At 74.9% G+C, this 18,291-nt stretch carries 17 protein-coding genes; 8 read left to right on the forward strand and 9 right to left on the reverse strand.

Features of this window, described 5'->3' with window-relative positions; all coding sequences use genetic code 11:
* Positions 1–607 precede the first annotated feature (607 nt).
* A complete protein-coding gene (locus ACI78Z_RS17610) occupies positions 608–1,231 on the reverse strand; it encodes an alpha-ketoglutarate-dependent dioxygenase AlkB (RefSeq protein WP_457037840.1) in 624 nt (207 codons plus the stop codon).
* Between the two features lie 40 nt (positions 1,232–1,271).
* Positions 1,272–3,545: a DEAD/DEAH box helicase gene (locus ACI78Z_RS17615; protein WP_457037841.1), complete on the reverse strand. Its 2,274-nt coding sequence runs from the start codon at positions 3,543–3,545 to the stop codon at positions 1,272–1,274.
* An 80-nt stretch (positions 3,546–3,625) separates the two neighbouring features.
* Here ACI78Z_RS17615 and ACI78Z_RS17620 point away from each other — a divergent pair, with 80 nt between their 5' ends.
* Positions 3,626–4,444, forward strand: coding sequence for a PHP domain-containing protein (locus ACI78Z_RS17620; protein WP_457037842.1), 819 nt, complete (start codon positions 3,626–3,628; stop codon positions 4,442–4,444).
* A 7-nt stretch (positions 4,445–4,451) separates the two neighbouring features.
* On the opposite strand, the gene ACI78Z_RS17625 is transcribed toward ACI78Z_RS17620, so the two are convergent.
* The gene (locus ACI78Z_RS17625) at positions 4,452–5,660 is read right to left on the reverse strand and encodes a sensor domain-containing phosphodiesterase (protein WP_457037843.1); all 1,209 of its coding nucleotides are present in this window, start codon (positions 5,658–5,660) and stop codon (positions 4,452–4,454) included.
* 157 nt (positions 5,661–5,817) lie between these two features.
* Between ACI78Z_RS17625 and ACI78Z_RS17630 the strand changes: the two genes are divergently transcribed.
* From ACI78Z_RS17630 to ACI78Z_RS17640, 3 genes are all read left to right on the forward strand, one after another.
* Positions 5,818–6,768 carry a carbamate kinase gene (locus ACI78Z_RS17630; RefSeq protein ID WP_457037844.1) on the forward strand — a complete coding sequence of 317 codons (951 nt, stop codon included), beginning with the start codon at positions 5,818–5,820 and terminating at the stop codon, positions 6,766–6,768.
* Between the two features lie 26 nt (positions 6,769–6,794).
* Positions 6,795–7,898 (forward strand): barbiturase, encoded by a 1,104-nt coding sequence (gene bar / locus ACI78Z_RS17635; protein WP_457037845.1) that lies wholly within the window; start codon positions 6,795–6,797, stop codon positions 7,896–7,898.
* A gap of 132 nt (positions 7,899–8,030) precedes the next feature.
* Complete coding sequence (locus ACI78Z_RS17640) at positions 8,031–9,272, forward strand: Cache 3/Cache 2 fusion domain-containing protein (RefSeq protein ID WP_457037846.1); 1,242 nt, start codon at positions 8,031–8,033, stop codon at positions 9,270–9,272.
* 104 nt (positions 9,273–9,376) lie between these two features.
* Here ACI78Z_RS17640 and ACI78Z_RS17645 read toward each other — a convergent pair whose 3' ends face one another.
* The 3 genes from ACI78Z_RS17645 to rpsD form a co-directional block, all read right to left on the reverse strand.
* Entirely contained in the window at positions 9,377–9,664 is a 288-nt protein-coding gene (locus ACI78Z_RS17645; RefSeq protein WP_457037847.1) for a Dabb family protein, read from the reverse strand.
* Complete coding sequence (locus tag ACI78Z_RS17650) at positions 9,661–9,795, reverse strand: hypothetical protein (RefSeq protein WP_457037848.1); 135 nt, start codon at positions 9,793–9,795, stop codon at positions 9,661–9,663. The genes ACI78Z_RS17645 and ACI78Z_RS17650 overlap by 4 nt, the downstream gene beginning before the upstream one ends.
* 381 nt (positions 9,796–10,176) lie before the next feature.
* The gene (gene rpsD / locus ACI78Z_RS17655; protein ID WP_457037849.1) at positions 10,177–10,779 is read right to left on the reverse strand and encodes a 30S ribosomal protein S4; all 603 of its coding nucleotides are present in this window, start codon (positions 10,777–10,779) and stop codon (positions 10,177–10,179) included.
* A gap of 62 nt (positions 10,780–10,841) precedes the next feature.
* On the opposite strand from rpsD, the gene ACI78Z_RS17660 reads away from it, so the two are divergent.
* Positions 10,842–11,594, forward strand: coding sequence for a DUF2470 domain-containing protein (locus ACI78Z_RS17660; RefSeq protein ID WP_457037850.1), 753 nt, complete (start codon positions 10,842–10,844; stop codon positions 11,592–11,594).
* A gap of 91 nt (positions 11,595–11,685) precedes the next feature.
* Here the strand turns inward: ACI78Z_RS17660 and ACI78Z_RS17665 are convergent, their stop codons facing one another.
* Genes ACI78Z_RS17665 through ACI78Z_RS17675 form a run of 3 tightly spaced genes read right to left on the reverse strand, consistent with a single transcriptional unit; the run spans position 11,686 to position 15,226 of the window.
* Entirely contained in the window at positions 11,686–12,363 is a 678-nt protein-coding gene (locus ACI78Z_RS17665) for a hypothetical protein (protein ID WP_457037851.1), read from the reverse strand.
* A complete protein-coding gene (locus ACI78Z_RS17670) occupies positions 12,360–13,757 on the reverse strand; it encodes a DUF1116 domain-containing protein (RefSeq protein ID WP_457037852.1) in 1,398 nt (465 codons plus the stop codon). The genes ACI78Z_RS17665 and ACI78Z_RS17670 overlap by 4 nt, the downstream gene beginning before the upstream one ends.
* Positions 13,754–15,226 (reverse strand): FdrA family protein, encoded by a 1,473-nt coding sequence (locus ACI78Z_RS17675; protein WP_457037853.1) that lies wholly within the window; start codon positions 15,224–15,226, stop codon positions 13,754–13,756. Before ACI78Z_RS17675 ends, ACI78Z_RS17670 begins: the two co-directional genes overlap by 4 nt.
* Positions 15,227–15,402: 176 nt before the next feature.
* Between ACI78Z_RS17675 and ACI78Z_RS17680 the strand changes: the two genes are divergently transcribed.
* The 3 genes from ACI78Z_RS17680 to ACI78Z_RS17690 are packed head-to-tail and all read left to right on the forward strand — an operon-like array spanning position 15,403 to position 18,262.
* Positions 15,403–16,878, forward strand: coding sequence for a uracil-xanthine permease family protein (locus ACI78Z_RS17680; protein WP_457037854.1), 1,476 nt, complete (start codon positions 15,403–15,405; stop codon positions 16,876–16,878).
* Complete coding sequence (locus ACI78Z_RS17685; protein WP_457037855.1) at positions 16,875–17,747, forward strand: FAD binding domain-containing protein; 873 nt, start codon at positions 16,875–16,877, stop codon at positions 17,745–17,747. The genes ACI78Z_RS17680 and ACI78Z_RS17685 overlap by 4 nt, the downstream gene beginning before the upstream one ends.
* Positions 17,744–18,262: a (2Fe-2S)-binding protein gene (locus ACI78Z_RS17690; protein ID WP_457037856.1), complete on the forward strand. Its 519-nt coding sequence runs from the start codon at positions 17,744–17,746 to the stop codon at positions 18,260–18,262. Before ACI78Z_RS17685 ends, ACI78Z_RS17690 begins: the two co-directional genes overlap by 4 nt.
* Positions 18,263–18,291 lie beyond the last annotated feature (29 nt).

An 18,291-nucleotide genomic window follows, 5' to 3' on the forward strand; every position in this document is an offset into this window, starting at 1 on the left:
TAAGCACGCCGCCAGCGTTCGTCCTGAGCCAGGATCAAACTCTCCGTAGATGCTTGATACCAGGCCGAGAACCGCGAGCTGACACTCGCGACATCCATCAACCCAAAGAAACCCACAAAGGGGTCTGTTACTTGGCACTGACTTTCGGCACGCTGTTGAGTTCTCAAGGAGCGGACGCACAGCGACTCGACCCTCTCGGGCTTCGTTCGAGGCGGTATCTCGACTGTACACCGCGCTCCGCAGCAGTTGAACCTCGGGGGTTCGTCCGGCGGTTGACCAGGCTGGCGGCCCGGTCCGTTCTCGCTCGGTGCAGAGAGAACAGTACACCACCGCCAGAGGCCTTTGCAGAGGGGTGCCCGGGAGGTCCGTCCCCGCTCGACGACCCGTCTCCAGGGCACCCACGTCCGGGCCGGCTGTGGACCGATCCCCTGACGACACCGGGCTCACCGCCATCCACCCGTCACGCTCGCCGGCGCATCCGTACGCCTCGTCGCGGAGCCGGAGGCTGGCAACCGGCGGCGCGGCCGCGGTGTCCCCGACCGCGGGGTGTGTGACGCGGTCCCCCAGCGGCCACTCCGACCCAGGTCAGCGCACTGCGTCGGAGCGCTCAGGCCACGCCGCGGGGTCGGAACTGCACGCTCACCCGCGGACCGACGGGCTTCGCGGTCTTGGGGATGCAGTGTTCCCAGGTGCGCTGGCAGGAGCCGCCCATGACGACGAGGTCACCGTGCCCCAGGGGGAAACGCAGGCTCTCGCCACCGCCGACCGGGCGGAGCAGCAACGGCCGCGGGCACCCGAAGGACACGATGGCGACCATCGTGTCGGCACTGCGGCCACGACCGATCCGGTCGCCGTGCCACGCCACGCTGTCCCGGCCGTCCCGGTAGAGGCACATGCCCGCACTGACGAACGGCTCACCGAGCTCGGGGCCGTAGTGGGCGTTCAGCGCGTTCCGCGCCTCGGTCAGCAGCGGGTGCGGCAGCGGTTCGTCCCCGCCGTACCACCGCAGCAACCGGGGGACGGCGACCTCCCGCTCGTACATCTGCCGGCGGTCGCCCCGCCAGCCGATGTCCCCGAGCAGCACGTCGAGCACCTCGTCAGACCCCTCGACCCAACCGGGCAGGTGGTCGACCCAGGCGCCCCGGCCGAGGTCGTGCCGAGTGACGGCGAGCGGCCGGAGCATGGCCTGCTCGGCGAGGTCCCACATCGACGGCTGGTGCGCGAGCGACATGGGCGGGAGGCTACGCCGGATCGAACGTGTGTACGAGCCCCTAGGCGGTGAGCGCGAGCGCGAAGGGCAGCACCCGAGAGGCACCGGCCAGCCGCAGCTCCCGGCCGGCGACGGTCATCGTCCAGCGGGAGTCGGCGAGGTCGTCGACCAGCAGTACCGGCACGGGGCCCAGCTCGGCCAGCCGTGCCCGCAGCTCGGAGCCCACGACGATGCGCTGCCACACCCCGGCCAGCCGGAAGGCGCTGTTGCCGCCGGGCTGGCCGGCGGGCCCGCCGTGCGCCAGGGACAGCTCCCCGAGGTACGGCAGCCGGCCGAGCCCGGCCAGCCCCTGCGCCAGCCCCGTGACCAGGCGCGGCCGCCGGCGGGAAGGGACGGCCACCACGGCGGCCGGGCGCTCGGCCCAGTCCCATGAACCGAGCACCCGGGCGCACGCGCGCAGCAGCTCCTCGTCCGGCGGCACGTCCGACGGCGTCCGTAGCACCGGCACGTCGAACGCGGCGTCCGGGTCCTCCTCCAGGCCCGGCGCCTTGAAAGGAGGGACCCCGCTGCCCCCCACGCCTCGCAGGCTCGGCGCGGGACCCTGCAGCACGGCCGTACCGCCGACGCCGTCGTCCCCCAGCAGGGAGCGCAGCCGCTGCCCCCAGCCGAGGTCGGTGAGCCGAGCGACGGCCCGGCCCGGGTCGAGCTGCTCGCCGGGCGCGATCTTGCCCTTCACCTCGACGCCGAGCCGGTCGGCGCCGGTCGGCCACTGGGCCCGCGGGGCGAGCTCCACGCCGGGGCGGTCGAGTACGGCGGAGGCGGCCTGGGCCGCGCCCTCCGGGACGTCGGAGGAGTACCAGGGGCCGGCGCAGACGTCGCAGCGACCGCAGGGGGCGGCGGTCGGGTCGTCGAGGGCCTCCTGGAGGAAGGCCATCCGGCACCGCGCCTCGTCGACCGGGCGCGCGTAGGCGATCATCGCCCGCTGCTCGGCCTCCCGGGTGCGGGTGACGCGGGCGTACCGGTCGGCGTCGTAGACCCACGGGCGGCCGGTGGAGCGCCATCCACCCTGCACCCGCTCGACCGCGCCGTCGACGGCGAGCACCTTGAGCAGCAGCTCAAGCCGGGAGCGGCGGACGTCGGCCACCGTCTCCAGCCGGGCCACCGACCACGCCTTCCCGTCGGCCATCGCCGCCAGCACGGCGGCGGCGTGGTCCTCGCGCGGCATGGAGGAGGTGGCGAACCACTGCCAGATCGCGAGGTCCTCGGGGCCGGGGAGGAGCAGCACGTCGGCGTGCTCGACGGCGCGTCCGGCGCGGCCCACCTGCTGGTAGTAGCTGACCGGCGACGACGGCGCCCCGAGGTGGACCACGAAGCCGAGGTCGGGCTTGTCGAAGCCCATACCGAGCGCGGAAGTCGCCACCAGGCCCTTGACCCGGTTCTCCCGGAGCGCCTCCTCGGCGTCCTTGCGGTCGGCGTCGTCGAGCCGGCCGGTGTAGGCGCGCACCTCGTGGCCGGCGTCCCGCAGCAGGGACGCCGTCTCCTCGGCCGCCGCCACGGTCAGCGTGTAGACGATGCCGCTGCCCGGCAGGTCGCCCAGGTGGGCGGCGAGCCAGGCCAGCCGGGCCCGGTCGGTGGGCAGCCGCAGCACCCCCAGGCGCAGCGAGTCGCGGGCGAGGGGCCCGCGCACCGTCGTCACGCCCACACCGCCGGCACCGAGCTGCTCGGCGACGTCGGCGACCACCCGCTCGTTGGCCGTGGCGGTCGTGGCGAGCACCGGCGTCCCGGCCGGCAGGGTGCCCAGCAGGTCGCGGATGCGGCGGTAGTCGGGCCGGAAGTCGTGCCCCCAGTCGGAGACGCAGTGCGCCTCGTCGACGACGAGCAGCCCGCAGCGGGCGACCAGCCCGGGCAGCTGCTCCTCGCGGAAGCGCGGGTTGGTCAGCCGCTCCGGGGAGACCAGGAGGACGTCGACGGCGTCGGCGGCCAGCGCGGCGGCGACGTCGTCCCACTCGGTGGCGTTGGCGCTCGAGATCTCCACGGCGCGGATGCCGGCGCGCGCCGCCGCGGCGACCTGGTCGCGCATCAACGCGAGCAGCGGGCTGACCAGCAGGGTCGGGCCGGCACCGCGGCGGCGCAGCAGCGCGGTGGAGACGAAGTAGACCGCCGACTTGCCCCACCCGGTGCGCTGCACGACCAGCGCCCGCTCGGAGCGCTCGACCAGCGCGGCGACGGCGGCGTCCTGACCCTCGCGAAAGACCGCGTCGGGCCGGCCGGTCAGCTCCCGGAGGACGTCGAGGGCCTCGGTGGCGAGGTCGGCGGACGGCGCGGCGGTGGTCATGGCTCCCGACAGTAGGCACCGACGACGACAGGACCGTCCGCCGCGCGGACCCTGGGGACGGAGTGGAGAATCCACAGGCGATGCGACCGCCGGACAACCACGTGCACACCAGGTGGTCCTGGGACACCGCCGACTCCTCCACGATGGTGCGCGCGTGCGAGCGGGCGGTGGCCCGGGGCCTGCCCGCCATCGCCTTCACCGAGCACCTCGACTTCACGACCTGGACGCCGGAGGACCGCGCGACCGCCGAGGGTCTGGTCGACCGGCACGCCTCGCGGCACCTGCCCATCGACATCGAGGGCTACTCCGCCGACCTCGAGGAGTGCCGCGAGCGCTTCCCGGAGCTGCGGATCTGGTCGGGCGTGGAGACCGGTGAGCCGCACCTGTTCGCGGCCAGCGTCGCCGCCCACCTGCGCGACTCCCCCGTCGACCGGGTGCTCGGCTCGCTGCACTCGCTGAGCCAGGACGGCCGGCTCTACGGCATCGGCCGGCTGCTCTACCCCGACCCGGACAGCACGATGCGCCGCTACCTGGCCGAGGTCGTCGACATGGTGGAGAACAGCGACGTCTTCGAGGTGCTCGCCCACGTCGACTTCCCGCGGCGGTACTGGCCCGGCGGCAGCGACCGGTACTCCGAGAAGGACTACGAGGAGGAGTACCGCGCGGTCTTCCGGGCGCTGGCCGGCACCGGTCGGGCGCTCGAGGTGAACACGACCAGCCCGCTGGCCTCGGTCGACCAGGTGCGCTGGTTCCACGAGGAGGGCGGCGAGGCGGTCAGCTTCGGCAGCGACGCCCACCAGCCGGCCGGCGTCGGCCAGCACTTCGACCTCGCGGTGGACGTCGTCGAGGCGGCCGGCTTCCGGCCCGGACGGGACGCCTTCGACTTCTGGCGCCGCTGAGTCCGCGTCAGCGGAACGGCGTCCCCTCCGGGTTCCCGGCCGAGGGCAGCGGTCCCGGCCGTCCCCACAACCAGCCCTGGCCGTACCGGACCCCCCGTGCGGCCAGCAGGTCCCGCTCCTCGGCGAGCTCCACGCCCTCGGCCACGACGGTGGCACCGATGTCCGCCGCGAAGCGCACCAGCGCGGTGACCAGCGCCTGGCGGGCGGGGTCGGTGTGCACCCCGCTGACGATGGCCGCGTCGAGCTTGACGGTGTCCGGCCGCAGGCGCAGCACGTGCCGCAGCGAGGCGTACCCGGCGCCGGCGTCGTCGACGCTCACCGGGCGGCCGGCCTGCCGGAGCTGTTCCCGCACGCGGCCGAGCGCGGCGTAGTCGGTCACCGGACGGTGCTCGGTGATCTCGACGCCCACCACGCCGTGGTGCGGCTCCAGCAGCAGGTCGAGGACGTCCGGCTCCAGGAGGGCGTCCGGTGAGAGGTTGATCGTGACCGGCACGGCCGGGCGGTGCCGGTCGACCGCGGCCAGCGCGGTCTCCAGCGCCAGCCGCTCGACAGCCAGGCCCTGGCCGCTGAGCGCCGCCTCGGCGAAGACCGTCGCAGTGTCCGCCCCGGCGAACCGGGTCAGCGCCTCGTAGCCGACCACCCGCCCGCCGTCGACCTCGACGATCGGCTGGAAGACGGTGTGGACGCCGCGCCCGGGCAGCTCGGCGACGAGCCGCTCGCGGGCCTGCGCCGCGTCGTCCAGGTCACCGAGCCGCTGGCCGACCAGGTCGGCGAGGAACTCGACGAAGCGCGCCGAGTCCGCGTCCAGCTCGACACCGTCGCCGCGCCCGAGGCAGCAGAGCATGCCCAGGGGGCGCCCGCCCGCGCCGCGCACGGGTGCGCCGACGTACGAGCCGATGCCCAGCTCCGCGGTCGCGGGCAGCTCGCGGGTGTCCGGTGTCCGGCCGGCCGCGGTGACCACGGGCGGCAGGAGCCCCGACAGGACCCGGACGCAGAAGGTGCCCTCGAGCGGCACGGCCGTACCGGCGGCGACCGGGAGGGCGGCCACGTCGCCGGCGACCAGCCGCACCCGCTGCTCGCCGGGGGCGAAGTCGGCGAGGTACGCGACGTCGGTACCGACCCGCTCGCGCGCCGTCTCGAGCAGCCAGGTCACCCAGGGGTCGTCGACGATCCGGTCGAGGAGGCTCACACCGCCGTCACACACAGAGTCCGCCATGTCTCCCCATCGGCTCGGGGCCCGGGCCCGCGACAGCGGCGCCATCGGCCCCCAGTGTCCCGCGCAGCACGGCCGGTTTCCAGTGCGTCACTGTCCGCAGTCGTCACCCCTCGGCGGGTACTTCACCGCTAAGGCATTCCCGGCTAGGGTCGCCGGGGTGACCAGCGCCCGCCGCGTCGTCATCGCCCTCGGGGGCAACGCGATGACCGGCCCCGACGGCTCGGCGACGCCCCGCGCGCAGCGCGACGCGATCGCGGCCGCCTGCCGACACATCGCTGCGGTCGTGGCCGCCGGCGTCCAGGTGGTGCTCACCCACGGCAACGGACCGCAGGTCGGCAACCTGCTGGTGAAGAACGAGCTGGCCGCCCACGAGGTCCCGCCGGTGCCGCTGGACTGGTGCGTGGCCCAGACCCAGGCCACCATCGGCTTCACGCTGGCCGACGAGCTCGACGCGGCGCTGGCCGCCCGCGGGCTGCCGCAGCGCACGGCCGCCCTGGTCACCCGCACGCTGGTCGACGCCGGCGACCCGCACTTCGACGAGCCGTCCAAGCCGGTCGGCCGCTACCTCCCGCGCGAGCAGGCCGAGCGCTCGATGGCCCACGGGCAGGTGTGGGAGGACCGCGGCGAGCGCGGCTGGCGGCGCGTGGTCGCCTCACCCGACCCCCAGCGGGTGGTCGACGTGCCCGCCATCGAGGCGCTGCTCGCGGCCGGGTTCGTCGTCGTCTGCGCCGGCGGGGGCGGCGTCCCGGTGGTGGACGACGGCACCGGCGGGGCGCTGCGCGGGGTCGAGGCCGTCGTCGACAAGGACCTCACCGCCGCGCTGCTCGCCCGCGAGCTCGACGCCGGCACGCTGGTCATCGCGACCGACGTCCCCCAGGTGCTGGTCGGGTACGGCACGCCCGCCGCCCGGCCGCTGGGCCGGGTCACCCCCGACGAGCTGCGCGCACACGCCGCGGCCGGCGAGTTCGCCCGCGGCTCGATGGGCCCCAAGGTCGAGGCCGCGTTGCGGTTCGTCGCCTCCGGCGGTACCCGTGCCGTCGTCACGTCCCTGGAGTCCATCGCCGACGCCGTGACCGGCGACGTCGGAACCGTCCTCACCGCCCCCTAGACCACCCCTAGAGAAGAGGAAGCTCCGTGCCCGCACCGATCGAGGTCCGCAAGGTCCCGCTGCACAACGTCAGCGACGCCTCCGAGCTGGCGAGGCTCATCGACGAGGGCGTCATGGAGGCCGACCGGGTCGTCGCCGTCATCGGCAAGACGGAGGGCAACGGCGGGGTCAACGACTACACCCGGATCATCGCCGACCGGGCCTTCCGCGAGGTGCTGCTCGAGAAGGGCACGCGGTCCAAGGAGGAGGTCGGGGAGATCCCGATCGTGTGGTCCGGCGGCACGGACGGCGTCATCAGCCCGCACGCCACGGTCTTCGCCACGCTGCCCGAGGACGCGGTGGAGAGGACCGACGAGCCGCGACTGACCGTGGGCTACGCGATGAGCGACGTGCTGCTGCCCGAGGACATCGGCCGCATCGCGATGGTCGAGAAGGTCGCCGAGGGCGTGCGCCGGGCCATGGCGGAGGCCGGGATCACCGACCCGGCCGACGTCCACTACGTCCAGACCAAGACGCCGCTGCTGACCATCGAGACCATCCGCGACGCCAAGGCCCGCGGCAAGGACACCTACTACGACGAGCCGCACGGCTCGATGGACCTGTCCAACGGGACGACGGCGCTGGGCATCGCGGTGGCCCTCGGCGAGATCGAGATGCCGCGCCAGGAGCAGGTCATGCGCGACCTGTCGCTGTTCAGCGCGGTCGCGTCCTGCTCGTCGGGGGTGGAGCTGGACCGGGCGCAGATCGTCGTCGTGGGCAACGCGCGCGGGCACGGCGGCAACTACCGGATCGGCCACTCGGTGATGCGCGACGCGCTCGACCAGGACGGCATCTGGAACGCCATCCGGGACGCCGGCCTGGAGCTGCCCGAGCGGCCGCACCCCGGCGACCTCGGTGACCGGCTGGTCAACGTCTTCCTCAAGTGCGAGGCCGACCCGACCGGCTACGTGCGCGGCCGGCGCAACGCGATGCTCGACGACTCCGACGTCTTCTGGCACCGGCAGATCAAGGCGTGCGTCGGCGGGGTGGCGGCCTCGGTGACCGGCGACCCGGCGGTGTTCGTGTCGGTGGCGGCGGTGCACCAGGGCCCGTCGGGCGGCGGGCCCGTGGCGGCGATCATCCGGGTCTGAGCTGCGGCGCCGGTCGCCCGGCGCGCCTCACACCGCGTGGCGGACGGCGACCTACCGTGGTCGCCACCCCGAGGGCAGACCTGATCCGGTACCGGCCCGGTGCGTCGGGCCGGTGTGTGGAGGAGTCGAGTGGTGCGCGCGTCGTCTGCCCGGGGGACCGTCCCCGGAGTCGCCCCGCCCGCCCGGCCGGCCGACGGCCGGGCGCGCCGGCGCCTCGAGCGCGCGGGCGGGGGCGGGGCGGACGACGCCGCGCAGCGGGCCGGGGTGCTCGCCCAGGCGAGCCGGGAGGTCTCCGACACCTCGCGGCAGGCCGCGGAGTCCCTCGCCGAGCTGCGCAGCGCGATCGGCGACATCTCGCGGTCCACGACGCACGCCTCGGCCGTCACCGAGGATGCGGTCCGCGACGCGAGGGCGGTCGACGAGCGGATCGCCGCGCTGCAGGGCGCCACCGACGCGATCACCGAGATCGTCCGGCTGCTCTCGGCGATCAGCCAGCAGAGCCGGTTCCTGGCGCTCAACGCCTACGTGGAGGCCGCCCGCGCCGGCGAGGTGGGCCGCGGCTTCGCCGTCGTCGCCGACGAGGTCAAGCAGCTCGCCGAGCGCACCGCCCGGGCGGCCGGGGACATCGGCGCCCAGGTCGAGGCGGTGCACCGGGAGACCCGCTCGGCCGTCGACGTGGTCTCGCGGATCACCACGACCCTGGGGTCCATCGCCGCGGCGCAGGACACCGTCGCCGCGGCCGTCGAGCAGCAGCGGGCCGCGACCGACCGGGTCGTCGAGAGCGTCGAGCGGGCGGCCGGCGGGTCGGCCCGGATCACCGAGGCGGTGGCCGCGCTCGCCGCCGACCAGCGCGAGGCCTACGTCCGCCGGGCGCTGGCCGTGGCCGAGGACCTGCTGGACGAGGCCGGTGGCGTGCGGCTCGGCGACGCCCGCCGTCGGCTGACCGTGCGCGACCAGGTCACCGACGCGACGCGGGCGGTCGAGCTGCCCGACCTGCTCCTCGGCGGCGTGCCGCTGACCCGGGACGACGACCCGCGCCGTCCGGCGCCCCTGGTCGACGACGTCGTCGCGCTCGTGGGGGGCAGCTGCACGCTGTTCCAGCGCCCGGACGGCGACGGCAGCATGGTGCGCGCCGCCACCACCGTCGTCACGGCGCAGGGCCGGCGCAACGTCGGCAGCTACATCCCCCGCCGCAACGCCGACGGCAGCGCCAACCCGGTGCTCACCGCCGTCCTGGCGGGGCGGACCTACACCGGCGAGGCGACCGTCGCCGACCGCCCCTACTTCACCGCGTACGAGGGCCTGCACTCCACCGACGGGGAGCTGGTCGGGATGCTGTACGTCGGGCTGCCGCTGGACGCGCTGCCGGGCTGAGCACCGCTCGGGCAGCGCGGTCGGCCGAGTGCGCAGGTGCGGTCGGGGACACGCGACGACACGCCGTCCCCGGCGACCGCAACTGCCCACACGGCGGGTCACAGTCAGACCTCGAACTGCACCCGCGCGATCTCCTCGCAGACCGGGTCGAACTGCTCGCGCCGGATGCGGTTGTGCTCGGCCTCGGCGTCGTAGACCCGGTAGGCCTCGGCATCGACGAACTCGCTGGTGATGGCGAAGCTCCACGCGCCCGGGCGCAGGCCGGCGTCCAGCCCGACCCGGACGTCGACCAGCCCCTCCACGGGCAGGGCGGCGATGGCCTCGAGCGCCTGCTGGACGAGGGACAGGTCGGTGCCCGGGCGCACCCGGCCGACCACGACGTTGCGGATCACCGGCCCAGTGTGACCCTGACCAGCGCGAACCCCCGCTCCACGAGGTCGAGGAAGGCGGCGGGATCGTCGTCGGGCTGCCAGGTGGTGAAGGCCGAGCCGAGGACGGCGGCGGCAGCCTGCGCCGCCAGCACGGCCGCGAGGTCGTCACCCGGCCACTGGCGGCGTCCCCGCCCGTCGAGGGCGACCGCGATGTGCGCGTAGGCCGTGCGCGCGTAGGCCGCGAGCTCCGGGTCCTCGGCCAGCCAGCGGCGAACGGCGAGGGTCGCGGTGTGCGGGACCAGGTACTCCCGGCAGACCGACCCCAGCCCCGCCCAGGGGCCGGCCGCCCCGTCGGCCGCGGCGAGCAGGTCGGTCAGCCGGCCGGCGTCCTCGGGGTCGAGGTCGAACAGCGCGGCGGCCTTCGTGGGGAAGTGGTTGAAGAAGGTGCGGCGGGCTACCCGCGCGGCGCGAGATCTGCACAGTCGTGGCGATCGGGGGCCCGATGACCGCCGGTGTGCAGATCTCGCGGCGGATCAGCGGGAGTAGTGCTCGACGACCAACTGCTCCTCGCAGACCACCGGCACCTCGTCGCGGCCGGGCACGCGGTCGACGCGGACCAGGAGGTCGGCCAGGCGCACCTCGAGGTAGGCGGGGGCGGTGGCGTGCGCGCCCGAGGCGGCCACGACGAAGGGCTCCTTGGTCTTCGACTTCTCGGCGATCTGCACGCAGTCGCCGGGCCTGAGCCGGTAGGAGGGCCGGTCGACCCGCGTGCCGTTGACCAGCACGTGCTGGTGGGTGACGAACTGGCGGGCCTGGTGGATGGTGCGCGCGAAGCCGGCCCGCAGCACGGTCGCGTCGAGGCGGGACTCGAGGTCCTGGATCAGCGCCTCGCCGGTCTTGCCGCCGGTGCGCCGGGCCCGGTCGAAGGCGGCGCGCAGCTGCGTCTCGCTGATGTCGTACTGGGCCCGCAGCCGCTGCTTCTCGCGCAGCCGGGTGGAGTAGTCGCTGTCCTTGCGGCGCTTGCGGCCGTGCTCCCCGGGCGGGTACGGGCGGCGCTCGAAGTACTCGACGGCCTTGGGCGTGAGCGGGATGCCGAGGGCGCGGCTGATCCGGACCTTGGGACGCGGGGTGTTCACGGGGCCTCCAATGTTTGGTTAGGCTCACCTTATTCCACGACGTCGACCCCCGAGGGGCACCCATGACCATCGGACGCCCGACGTCCTCCCCCGTGCACCCGGACCGCACCGCCGACGCCGCCGAGCGGGCCCGCACGGTCGCCACCCGGCCGGCCGCCTCGGTGCACGCGCTCGGCCTGGGCGCCAGCCGGCTGCTGGCCGCGGCCACGCTCGACGACGGTCAGGTGCTGGTCGTCGTCCCGCGCAGCGGCGGGCTGGCGACGGCGGTGCGCGAGGCCCCGGAGGGCGACCTGCCGGCGAAGGTGACCGTGACCTCCCGCTCCTCCCGGCCGCTGCGCAACCCGCTGCGGGCGCGGCTCGAGCTGGCCGGCTGGCTGACGCCGGTGCCCGCCAGGGACGAGGCCGCCCTGCTGCTGGACTTCGCCGCCGTCCGCCCGGACGACGTCCTGCTCGACGTCGGGCTCACCGCGACGCTGCTGCGCCTCGACGTCGCCGAGCTGCTGCTGCACGAGGGCGGCGGCTGCACCGAGATCGCGCCGGAGGAGTACGCCGCCGCCCGTCCCGACCCGCTGGGTGCCGCGGAGGAGGACCTGATGAGGGAGCACGCCGGTCCGCTCGCCGAGCTGTGCGCCCGGGTGCAGGCGTGGGCCGGCGACGACCGGGCGCACCTGCTCGGCCTCGACCGGCACGGCGTCCTGTTCCGGGTCGAGCCCCGCACCGGCTGCTACGACCTGCGGACGCCGTACCCCACCCCCCTCACGTCGGCCGGTGAGCTGCCGGCCGCCCTCCGCACCCTGCTGAGCTGCACTGGCTGACGCGTCCTGCGCGGCGAGATCACGCGATCTCGCACGTCCGCGCGGCCCAGAGCGTGCGAGATCACGTGGTCTCGCCGGGAGCCGCGGGACCTCAGCGGCGGGCGAACCAGCTGTCGCCGGAGAGGTCCGGCGGGCGCGGCGGCTCGCGGTGAGGGGGCTCGGGCTCCCAGGGCCACAGCTCGACGACGTGCTCCGCGGCCGCGCGCATCGCTGACGCGTCGAGCTCGACGGCGGCCTCAGCGATGCCCGACTCAGCGCAGCGGACGACGAGTCGCAGCGGACCCTCCGGCGGGAGAGGTGAGAGCCACCACCGCTGCGTGAGGGAGCTGTCGCCGCCCGAGCCACCCCTCGAGTGGAAGAGAACGCCCTCGGTGCTCCTCCCCGGCACGTTGCTGCCGCGCCTCCCGTCGGCCAGCTCGATGCCGAGGAGGAAGTGGGCGCTGCCACGGCCGCGGTCCCACATCAGCTCGTCCAGTCGGTGGCCGAGGCTCGCGCGCGCGGACGGGCGTACCCGGACGGCGAGCTGGAACGCCGCTCCCGTCGAGTACACCTGGAGGTCCAGCAGGGCCACTGCGACTCCCTCGGTACGGGCCAGCAGCACGTTCTGCGGCAGGGTGACCGGAACCTCGTTCTCCGGCGGCTCCAACAGCCGGTGCAGGTCGTCGCCCGGCTCCCCGTGCGGCCAGTTGCTGCTCCACGTGGCCGCAACCTCGCCGTACGCCGACCGCCCCGGCAAACGGCGAGATCGGCGATCTCGCCGCGAGGTCACGCCGCGCGGGACTCCTCCGCGAGCGCGGCCAGTGCCTGCTCGAAGCACTCCCGCGGCGGCTGAACGAGGCCCGCGCCCACCTGCCCGGTGCCGGCGACCCGCCCGGCCATGCCGGTGTTGATCTGCGGCAGCCACCCGGTGCGCGCCACGGCGAGGACGTCGATGCCGGTCGGGGCACCGCGGAAGCCGAGGATCGGGACCTGCATCGCCGGGTTCTCGGCCAGCGTCAGCTGGTACATCCGCTCGGTCGTGGCCAGCGCGTCGGGCACGGTGCCGCCGACGAACCGGACGATCGCCGGCGCCGCGGCCATGGTGAAGCCGCCGACGCCGTAGGTCTCCATGATCGCGGAGTCGCCGATGTCGGGGTTGGCGTCGGCCGGGCCGTAGTCGCCGAGGAAGAGCCCGACCGGGGTCTGCGCCGGGCCGGTGAACCAGCGGTCGCCGGTGCCGGCGGTCCGGATGCCGAACTCGGTGCCGTTCCGGGACATCACCGTGACCATCGTCGAGCCGGGCACGTCGCGCGCGGCGTCCATCGCGAGCTTCGCCGTCGGCATGCCGAGGTTGAGGAAGAAGTGCTCGTTACCGCCGATGAAGCGCAGCACCGCGGCGACGTCGGACGACGGCGCACCGACCTCCACGACCGCCGGCGAGAGCTCGCGCAGGGTCATCAGCGAGCCGGCGCGGTTGCGGTTGTGCCCCTCGTCGCCCATCTGCAGCATCTGCGCGAGCACCGCCTTGACGTCCAGCGGCTCGGCCATCGAGCGCACCGCCGCCTGGAGCACCGGCCCGAGGACGTCCCGCATCCAGCGCAGCCGGGTGAGCACCTCGTCGCTGTACGCGCCCATCCGCAGCACCTTGCCCAGGCCCTCGTTGAGGGTGCAGAACGCCTGCCCGCCGGTGACCGGGTCCTCCAGGCACCACGTCCACATGGACGGCGACGTCACCCCGGCCATCGGGCCCACCGTGCGGTGGTGGTGGCACGGGTCGAGGGCGATCTCCCCGGCGGCGAGGATGCGCTCCGCCTCCTCCACCGTGGACGCCCAGCCCTCGAACAGGCACGCCCCGATCAGCGCGCCGCGCATCGGGCCCGAGGCGTTCTCCCAGGCCAGCGGCGGTCCGGAGTGCAGCAGCGTGCGGTCGGGCAGGCCGAGCACGTCGCGCGCCGGGCGGACGTCGACCAGCCGGGACCCCGCGGCCATCACCCGCTCGACGGCGGTGCGGTTGGCCGCGGCCCGGCGCCGGTCGAGGGCGAGGGTGGCGAGGTCGGCCGGGTCGCCGAAGCCGGGCGGGCGCCAGTCGACGTCGTGCACGTCGGCGCCCTGGGCGCGCAGCGCGGCGGAGAAGACGTCGACGCCTGCGGCGACGACCGCCGGTGGTCCGGACAGCAGACTCATCGCGCGGCTCCCAGCAGGTCGAGCGCGTGCCGGGTGGCCTGCGCGTTGGAGGCGAACACGGCGGCACCGGCCGCGGCGAGGGCGTCGGCCTGGCGCGACCAGCCCTGCGGGTCGGCCTCGGTGCCGATGAGCGCGACGACGGCGGGCAGCCCGGCCGCCTGCAGCACCGGGGCCAGGGTCGCGGCCGGGTCGGGGTCGGCGCCGTACCCGAGGACGACGTCCACGAGCACCACCGCGGGCTCCCCCGACGCCGCCACCCGGGCCAGCGCCTCCAGCCGCAGCGTCGGGTCGATCATCGGGTGCGCCCGGCCGACGGTCAGCGCGTCGTCCCCGAAGTCGACGACGACGTGGCCGCGGACGGACAGGTCCGTCCCGAGGTCGAGCTCGGGGCGCAGCGGGGTGTTCGAGCGGACGTCGCCGAGCACGGGGGCGGCCAGCAGCATCGCCTCGTCGGCGAGGGTGCCGCCGGCGTAGAGGCCCTTGAGGACGGCGCCCGGCGGGGCCGTCGCCGACGAGGTGCGCGACGGCCACTCCGGCACCGCGACCCCCATGTCCCGGAGCAGCTCCTCGACCGCGGCGGTGAGGTCGGGGCTCTCCGGCGACAGCGCGGCCGATCGCACCGGGACCGACAGGCGGGTCGCGGCCTCCCGCACCCGGGCCGCCACCGACGGCGCGGGCGGCTTGGACACCAGCATCAGCTGCTCGGTGGCCGGGTCGACGTCGAGCAGGGCCAGCGCGTCGAGCGTGGCCAGCCCGCCGACCGCCTCGGACAGGTCGCGGCCCCCGACGCCGAGCACGTGGGAGACCCCGACGCCGGCCGTGTCGAGCAGGCAGGACACCTGCTGCGCGCCGGTGCCGGACGCCGCGACCAGGCCGACCGGGCCGCGGCGGACCACGTTGGCGAAACCGAGGGCGAGGCCGGAGACGATCGCCGTCCCGCAGTCGGGGCCCATGACCAGCACGCCGGCGTCGTGCGCGGCGCGCTTGAGCGCGACCTCGGCCCCGACCGGGACCCCGTCGGAGAAGACCAGCACGCTGCGGCCGGCGGCGATCGCGTCGGCGGCCTCGGCGACGGCGTACGGCCCCGGGACGCTGACGACGGCGAGCGCCGGGCCGTCGGCGTCCAGCGCGTCGAGGCCGGCGCCGATGGTGCGCAGCGGCACGGCCTGGGCGGGCCCGGCGGCGCGCTCGCGGGCGGCCAGCGCGGCGTCGACGGCGGCGACCGCGGCGGCCAGCGCGGCGTCGTCCTCGGCCTCGATCGCGACCAGGAGCTGGTCGGGCGAGGCACCGTCCGCGGGGGCCAGGCCCATGCCCGCGGCGAGCTCGAGGTTCAGCGGCGTGGCCATCGCGACGAGGACGGCGGTGACCCCCGCGCGGGCGCCGACGTCCCGGCTGACCTGCATGAGCCGGACGGAGTCCGCGTACACGCCGCTGCGCAGGGAGACGTGGCGGACGGGCAGTTCGGTCACCTCACCGACCGTACCGGCAGGTCTCTCAGCGGTGAGACATCCGCGCAACGACGATTTAGCACTGAGGTACTTCCGCCGTGTCCCTGGCCGTGTCACATTGGCGCGTCCCTGGGTGCCGGCGACGTCCGTCGGGGGGAGCCGGCCAGGTCCCAGGAGCGGGTCGAGTGGAGGCGGTCATGGCGTTCGGCTGGAAGCTCTACGGGGACGGGAAGACCCCGCCGCTGGGTGAGGCGGTGGCGCCCGACGAGCGGCTGTCCTGGCCGCGGACCGTCGGGATCGGCGCGCAGCACGTCGTCGCGATGTTCGGCGCGACCTTCGTCTTCCCGATCGTCATGGGGCTCGACCCGAACCTCGCGATCATGATGAGCGGGATCGCGACGATCATCTTCCTGCTCATCGTCAACGGGAAGGTCCCGAGCTACCTCGGCACCAGCGCCTCCTTCGTGGGCGGCGTGGTCGCGGTCCGGGCCTCCGGCGGCGACTCTTCCGACGTCGTCGGCGCCATCCTGGTCTCCGGCGTCGTCCTGGCCCTGGTCGGCGTGCTCATCCACGTCGCCGGCGTGCGCTTCCTGCACGCGATCCTGCCGCCGGCGGTCACCGGCGCGGTGGTCCTGCTGATCGGCTTCAACCTGGCACCGGTCGTCGCCGGCATCTACTGGCCGCAGGACCAGTGGGTGGCGCTGGCCACGATGGCGTTCGTCATCATCGCCTCGCTGCTGCTCCGCGGCTTCTGGGCCCGCATCTCCATCCTGCTGGGCCTCGTCTTCGGCTACCTGCTGTCGGTCCTCCTCGACGCGACCGTCGGTCAGATCACCTCGCCCGACGGCACCGGCACGGTGAGCACCCGCGACCGGATCAACTTCGACTCGGTCGTCGACGCCCCCTGGTTCGGCGCTCCCGACTTCATCGCGCCGTCCTTCTCGCTCAACTTCAGCCTGCTCGTGCTCCCGGCCGTGATCGCGCTGGTCGCGGAGAACACCGGGCACGTGAAGGCGGTCGCCGAGATGACCAAGCGCGATCTCGACCCGTACATGGGCCGGGCCATCGCGGCCGACGGTGTCGCGACCGTCGTGGCCACCTCGGTCGGTGGCTCCCCGACCACCACCTACGCGGAGAACATCGGCGTCATGGCCGCCACCCGCGTCTACTCCACGGCGGCGTACTACGTGGCCGCGATCGTCGCGATCCTGCTCGGCCTCTGCCCGAAGTTCGGCGCGCTGATCAACATCGTCCCGGGTGGCGTGCTCGGCGGCATCACCGTCGTCCTCTACGGGATGATCGGCCTGCTCGGCGCCAAGATCTGGAAGGAGAACCGGGTCGACTTCGCCAACCCGATCAACCTGGTGCCGCTCGCCGCGGGCATCATCATCGCGATCGGGAACGTGAACCTGCAGATCACCGAGAGCTTCTCGCTCGGCGGCATCGCGCTGGGCACGATCGTGGCGGTCCTCGGCTGGCACGTGGCCCGCGCCCTGGCGCCGGCCGAGATGAAGGCCGCGCTGGACGCCGAGCGCGAGTTCGTCGGCGGCACCGGCCCCGCGCTCGGCCACACGGGGGCACACGACTACGGCGCCGACCCGTCGTCGGTCGACGAGGTGGGGCGGCCGGGTGTCACCGGCTCGACGACGCCCGGGGAGACCCGCTCCCGGTGAAACCCGCGCCCTTCCGGTACGCCGACCCCCGCTCGGTGCCCGAGGCCCTCGAGGTCCTCGCCGCCGAGGAGGGCGCCAAGGTGCTCGCCGGCGGCCAGTCGCTGCTCCCGCTGCTCTCGATGCGGCTCGCGGCGCCGGCCACGCTGGTGGATCTCAACCGGGTACCCGGCCTCGACACCGTCGAGGCCACCGGGGACGGCGTGCGGGTGGGGGCGCTGGTCCGGCACGCGGGGCTGCTGGCGCACGGAGCCGCCGCCCGGGTCCAACCGCTGCTGGCCCGGGCGACGGCGAACGTCGCGCACCCGGCGATCCGCAACCGGGGGACGACGGTGGGCTCGATCGCGCACGCCGACCCCTCCGGCGAGATGACATCGGTGCTCGCGCTGACCGGCGGCTCGGTGGCGGTGGCCTCGACGTCCGGGACCGACACCCTCGGCTGGCGGGATCTGTTCGTCGGCCCGCTGGAGACCTCGCTGCCGGGCGCCGCCGTCGTCACCTCGGCCTTCTTCCCGGCCCTGCCGCCGCGGTCGGGCACCGCCTTCGCCGAGGTGGCCCGCCGCAAGGGCGACTACGCGGTGTGCGGCGCGGGCGTCGTCGTCACCCTCGACGAGGACCGCCGCGTCGCCGCCCTCCGCGCCTCGTACGTCTCGGTGGGGCCGACCCCGGAGGTGTACGACCTCACCGACGCCGTCGCCGGTTCTCCGGTGGAGAAGGCCGACTGGGCGGCGGCCGGCGCGCTGGCCCGCACGCTGGTCGAGCCCGACGGCGACCTGCACGCCAGCGCCGACTACCGCCGGCTGCTGGTGGGCGTGCTGACCGAGCGGACGCTGGCCGACGCCGCGGCCGAGGCTGCAGGGGGTCCCGAGTGACTGCTTCCGTCGACACCGAGCGCACCGTCCGGCTGACCGTGAACGGTGTTCCACGTGAAGCCACCGTGCCGGTGCGGCGGCTGCTGTCCGACGCGCTGCGGCACGACCTCGGGCTGACCGGCACCCACGTCGGCTGCGAGCACGGCGTCTGCGGGGCCTGCACGGTGCTGGTCGACGGCGAACCGGTGCGCTCCTGCCTGCTGCTCGCCGTCCAGGTGGACGGTGCGTCGGTGACGACGGTGGAGGGCCTGGCCCGCGACGACGGCCGGGGCGGGCAGGTGCTGCACCCGGTGCAGGAGGCGTTCCGTGAGTGCCACGCCCTGCAGTGCGGCTTCTGCACGCCGGGCTTCCTCGTGACGATCGCCGCCGGGCTCGAGGCGCGGGACGCGGCGGAGGAGATCACCGAGGAGGAGGTCGACGACCTGGTCGGCGGCAACCTCTGCCGGTGCACCGGCTACGCGAACATCAAGAAGGCCGTGCGCCACGCGGCCGCGACGATGCGGGATGCCCAGTGACTGCCTTTCGCGCGCGAAAGGCACCTGGG

The organism is Geodermatophilus sp. SYSU D01176 (assembly GCF_054050015.1).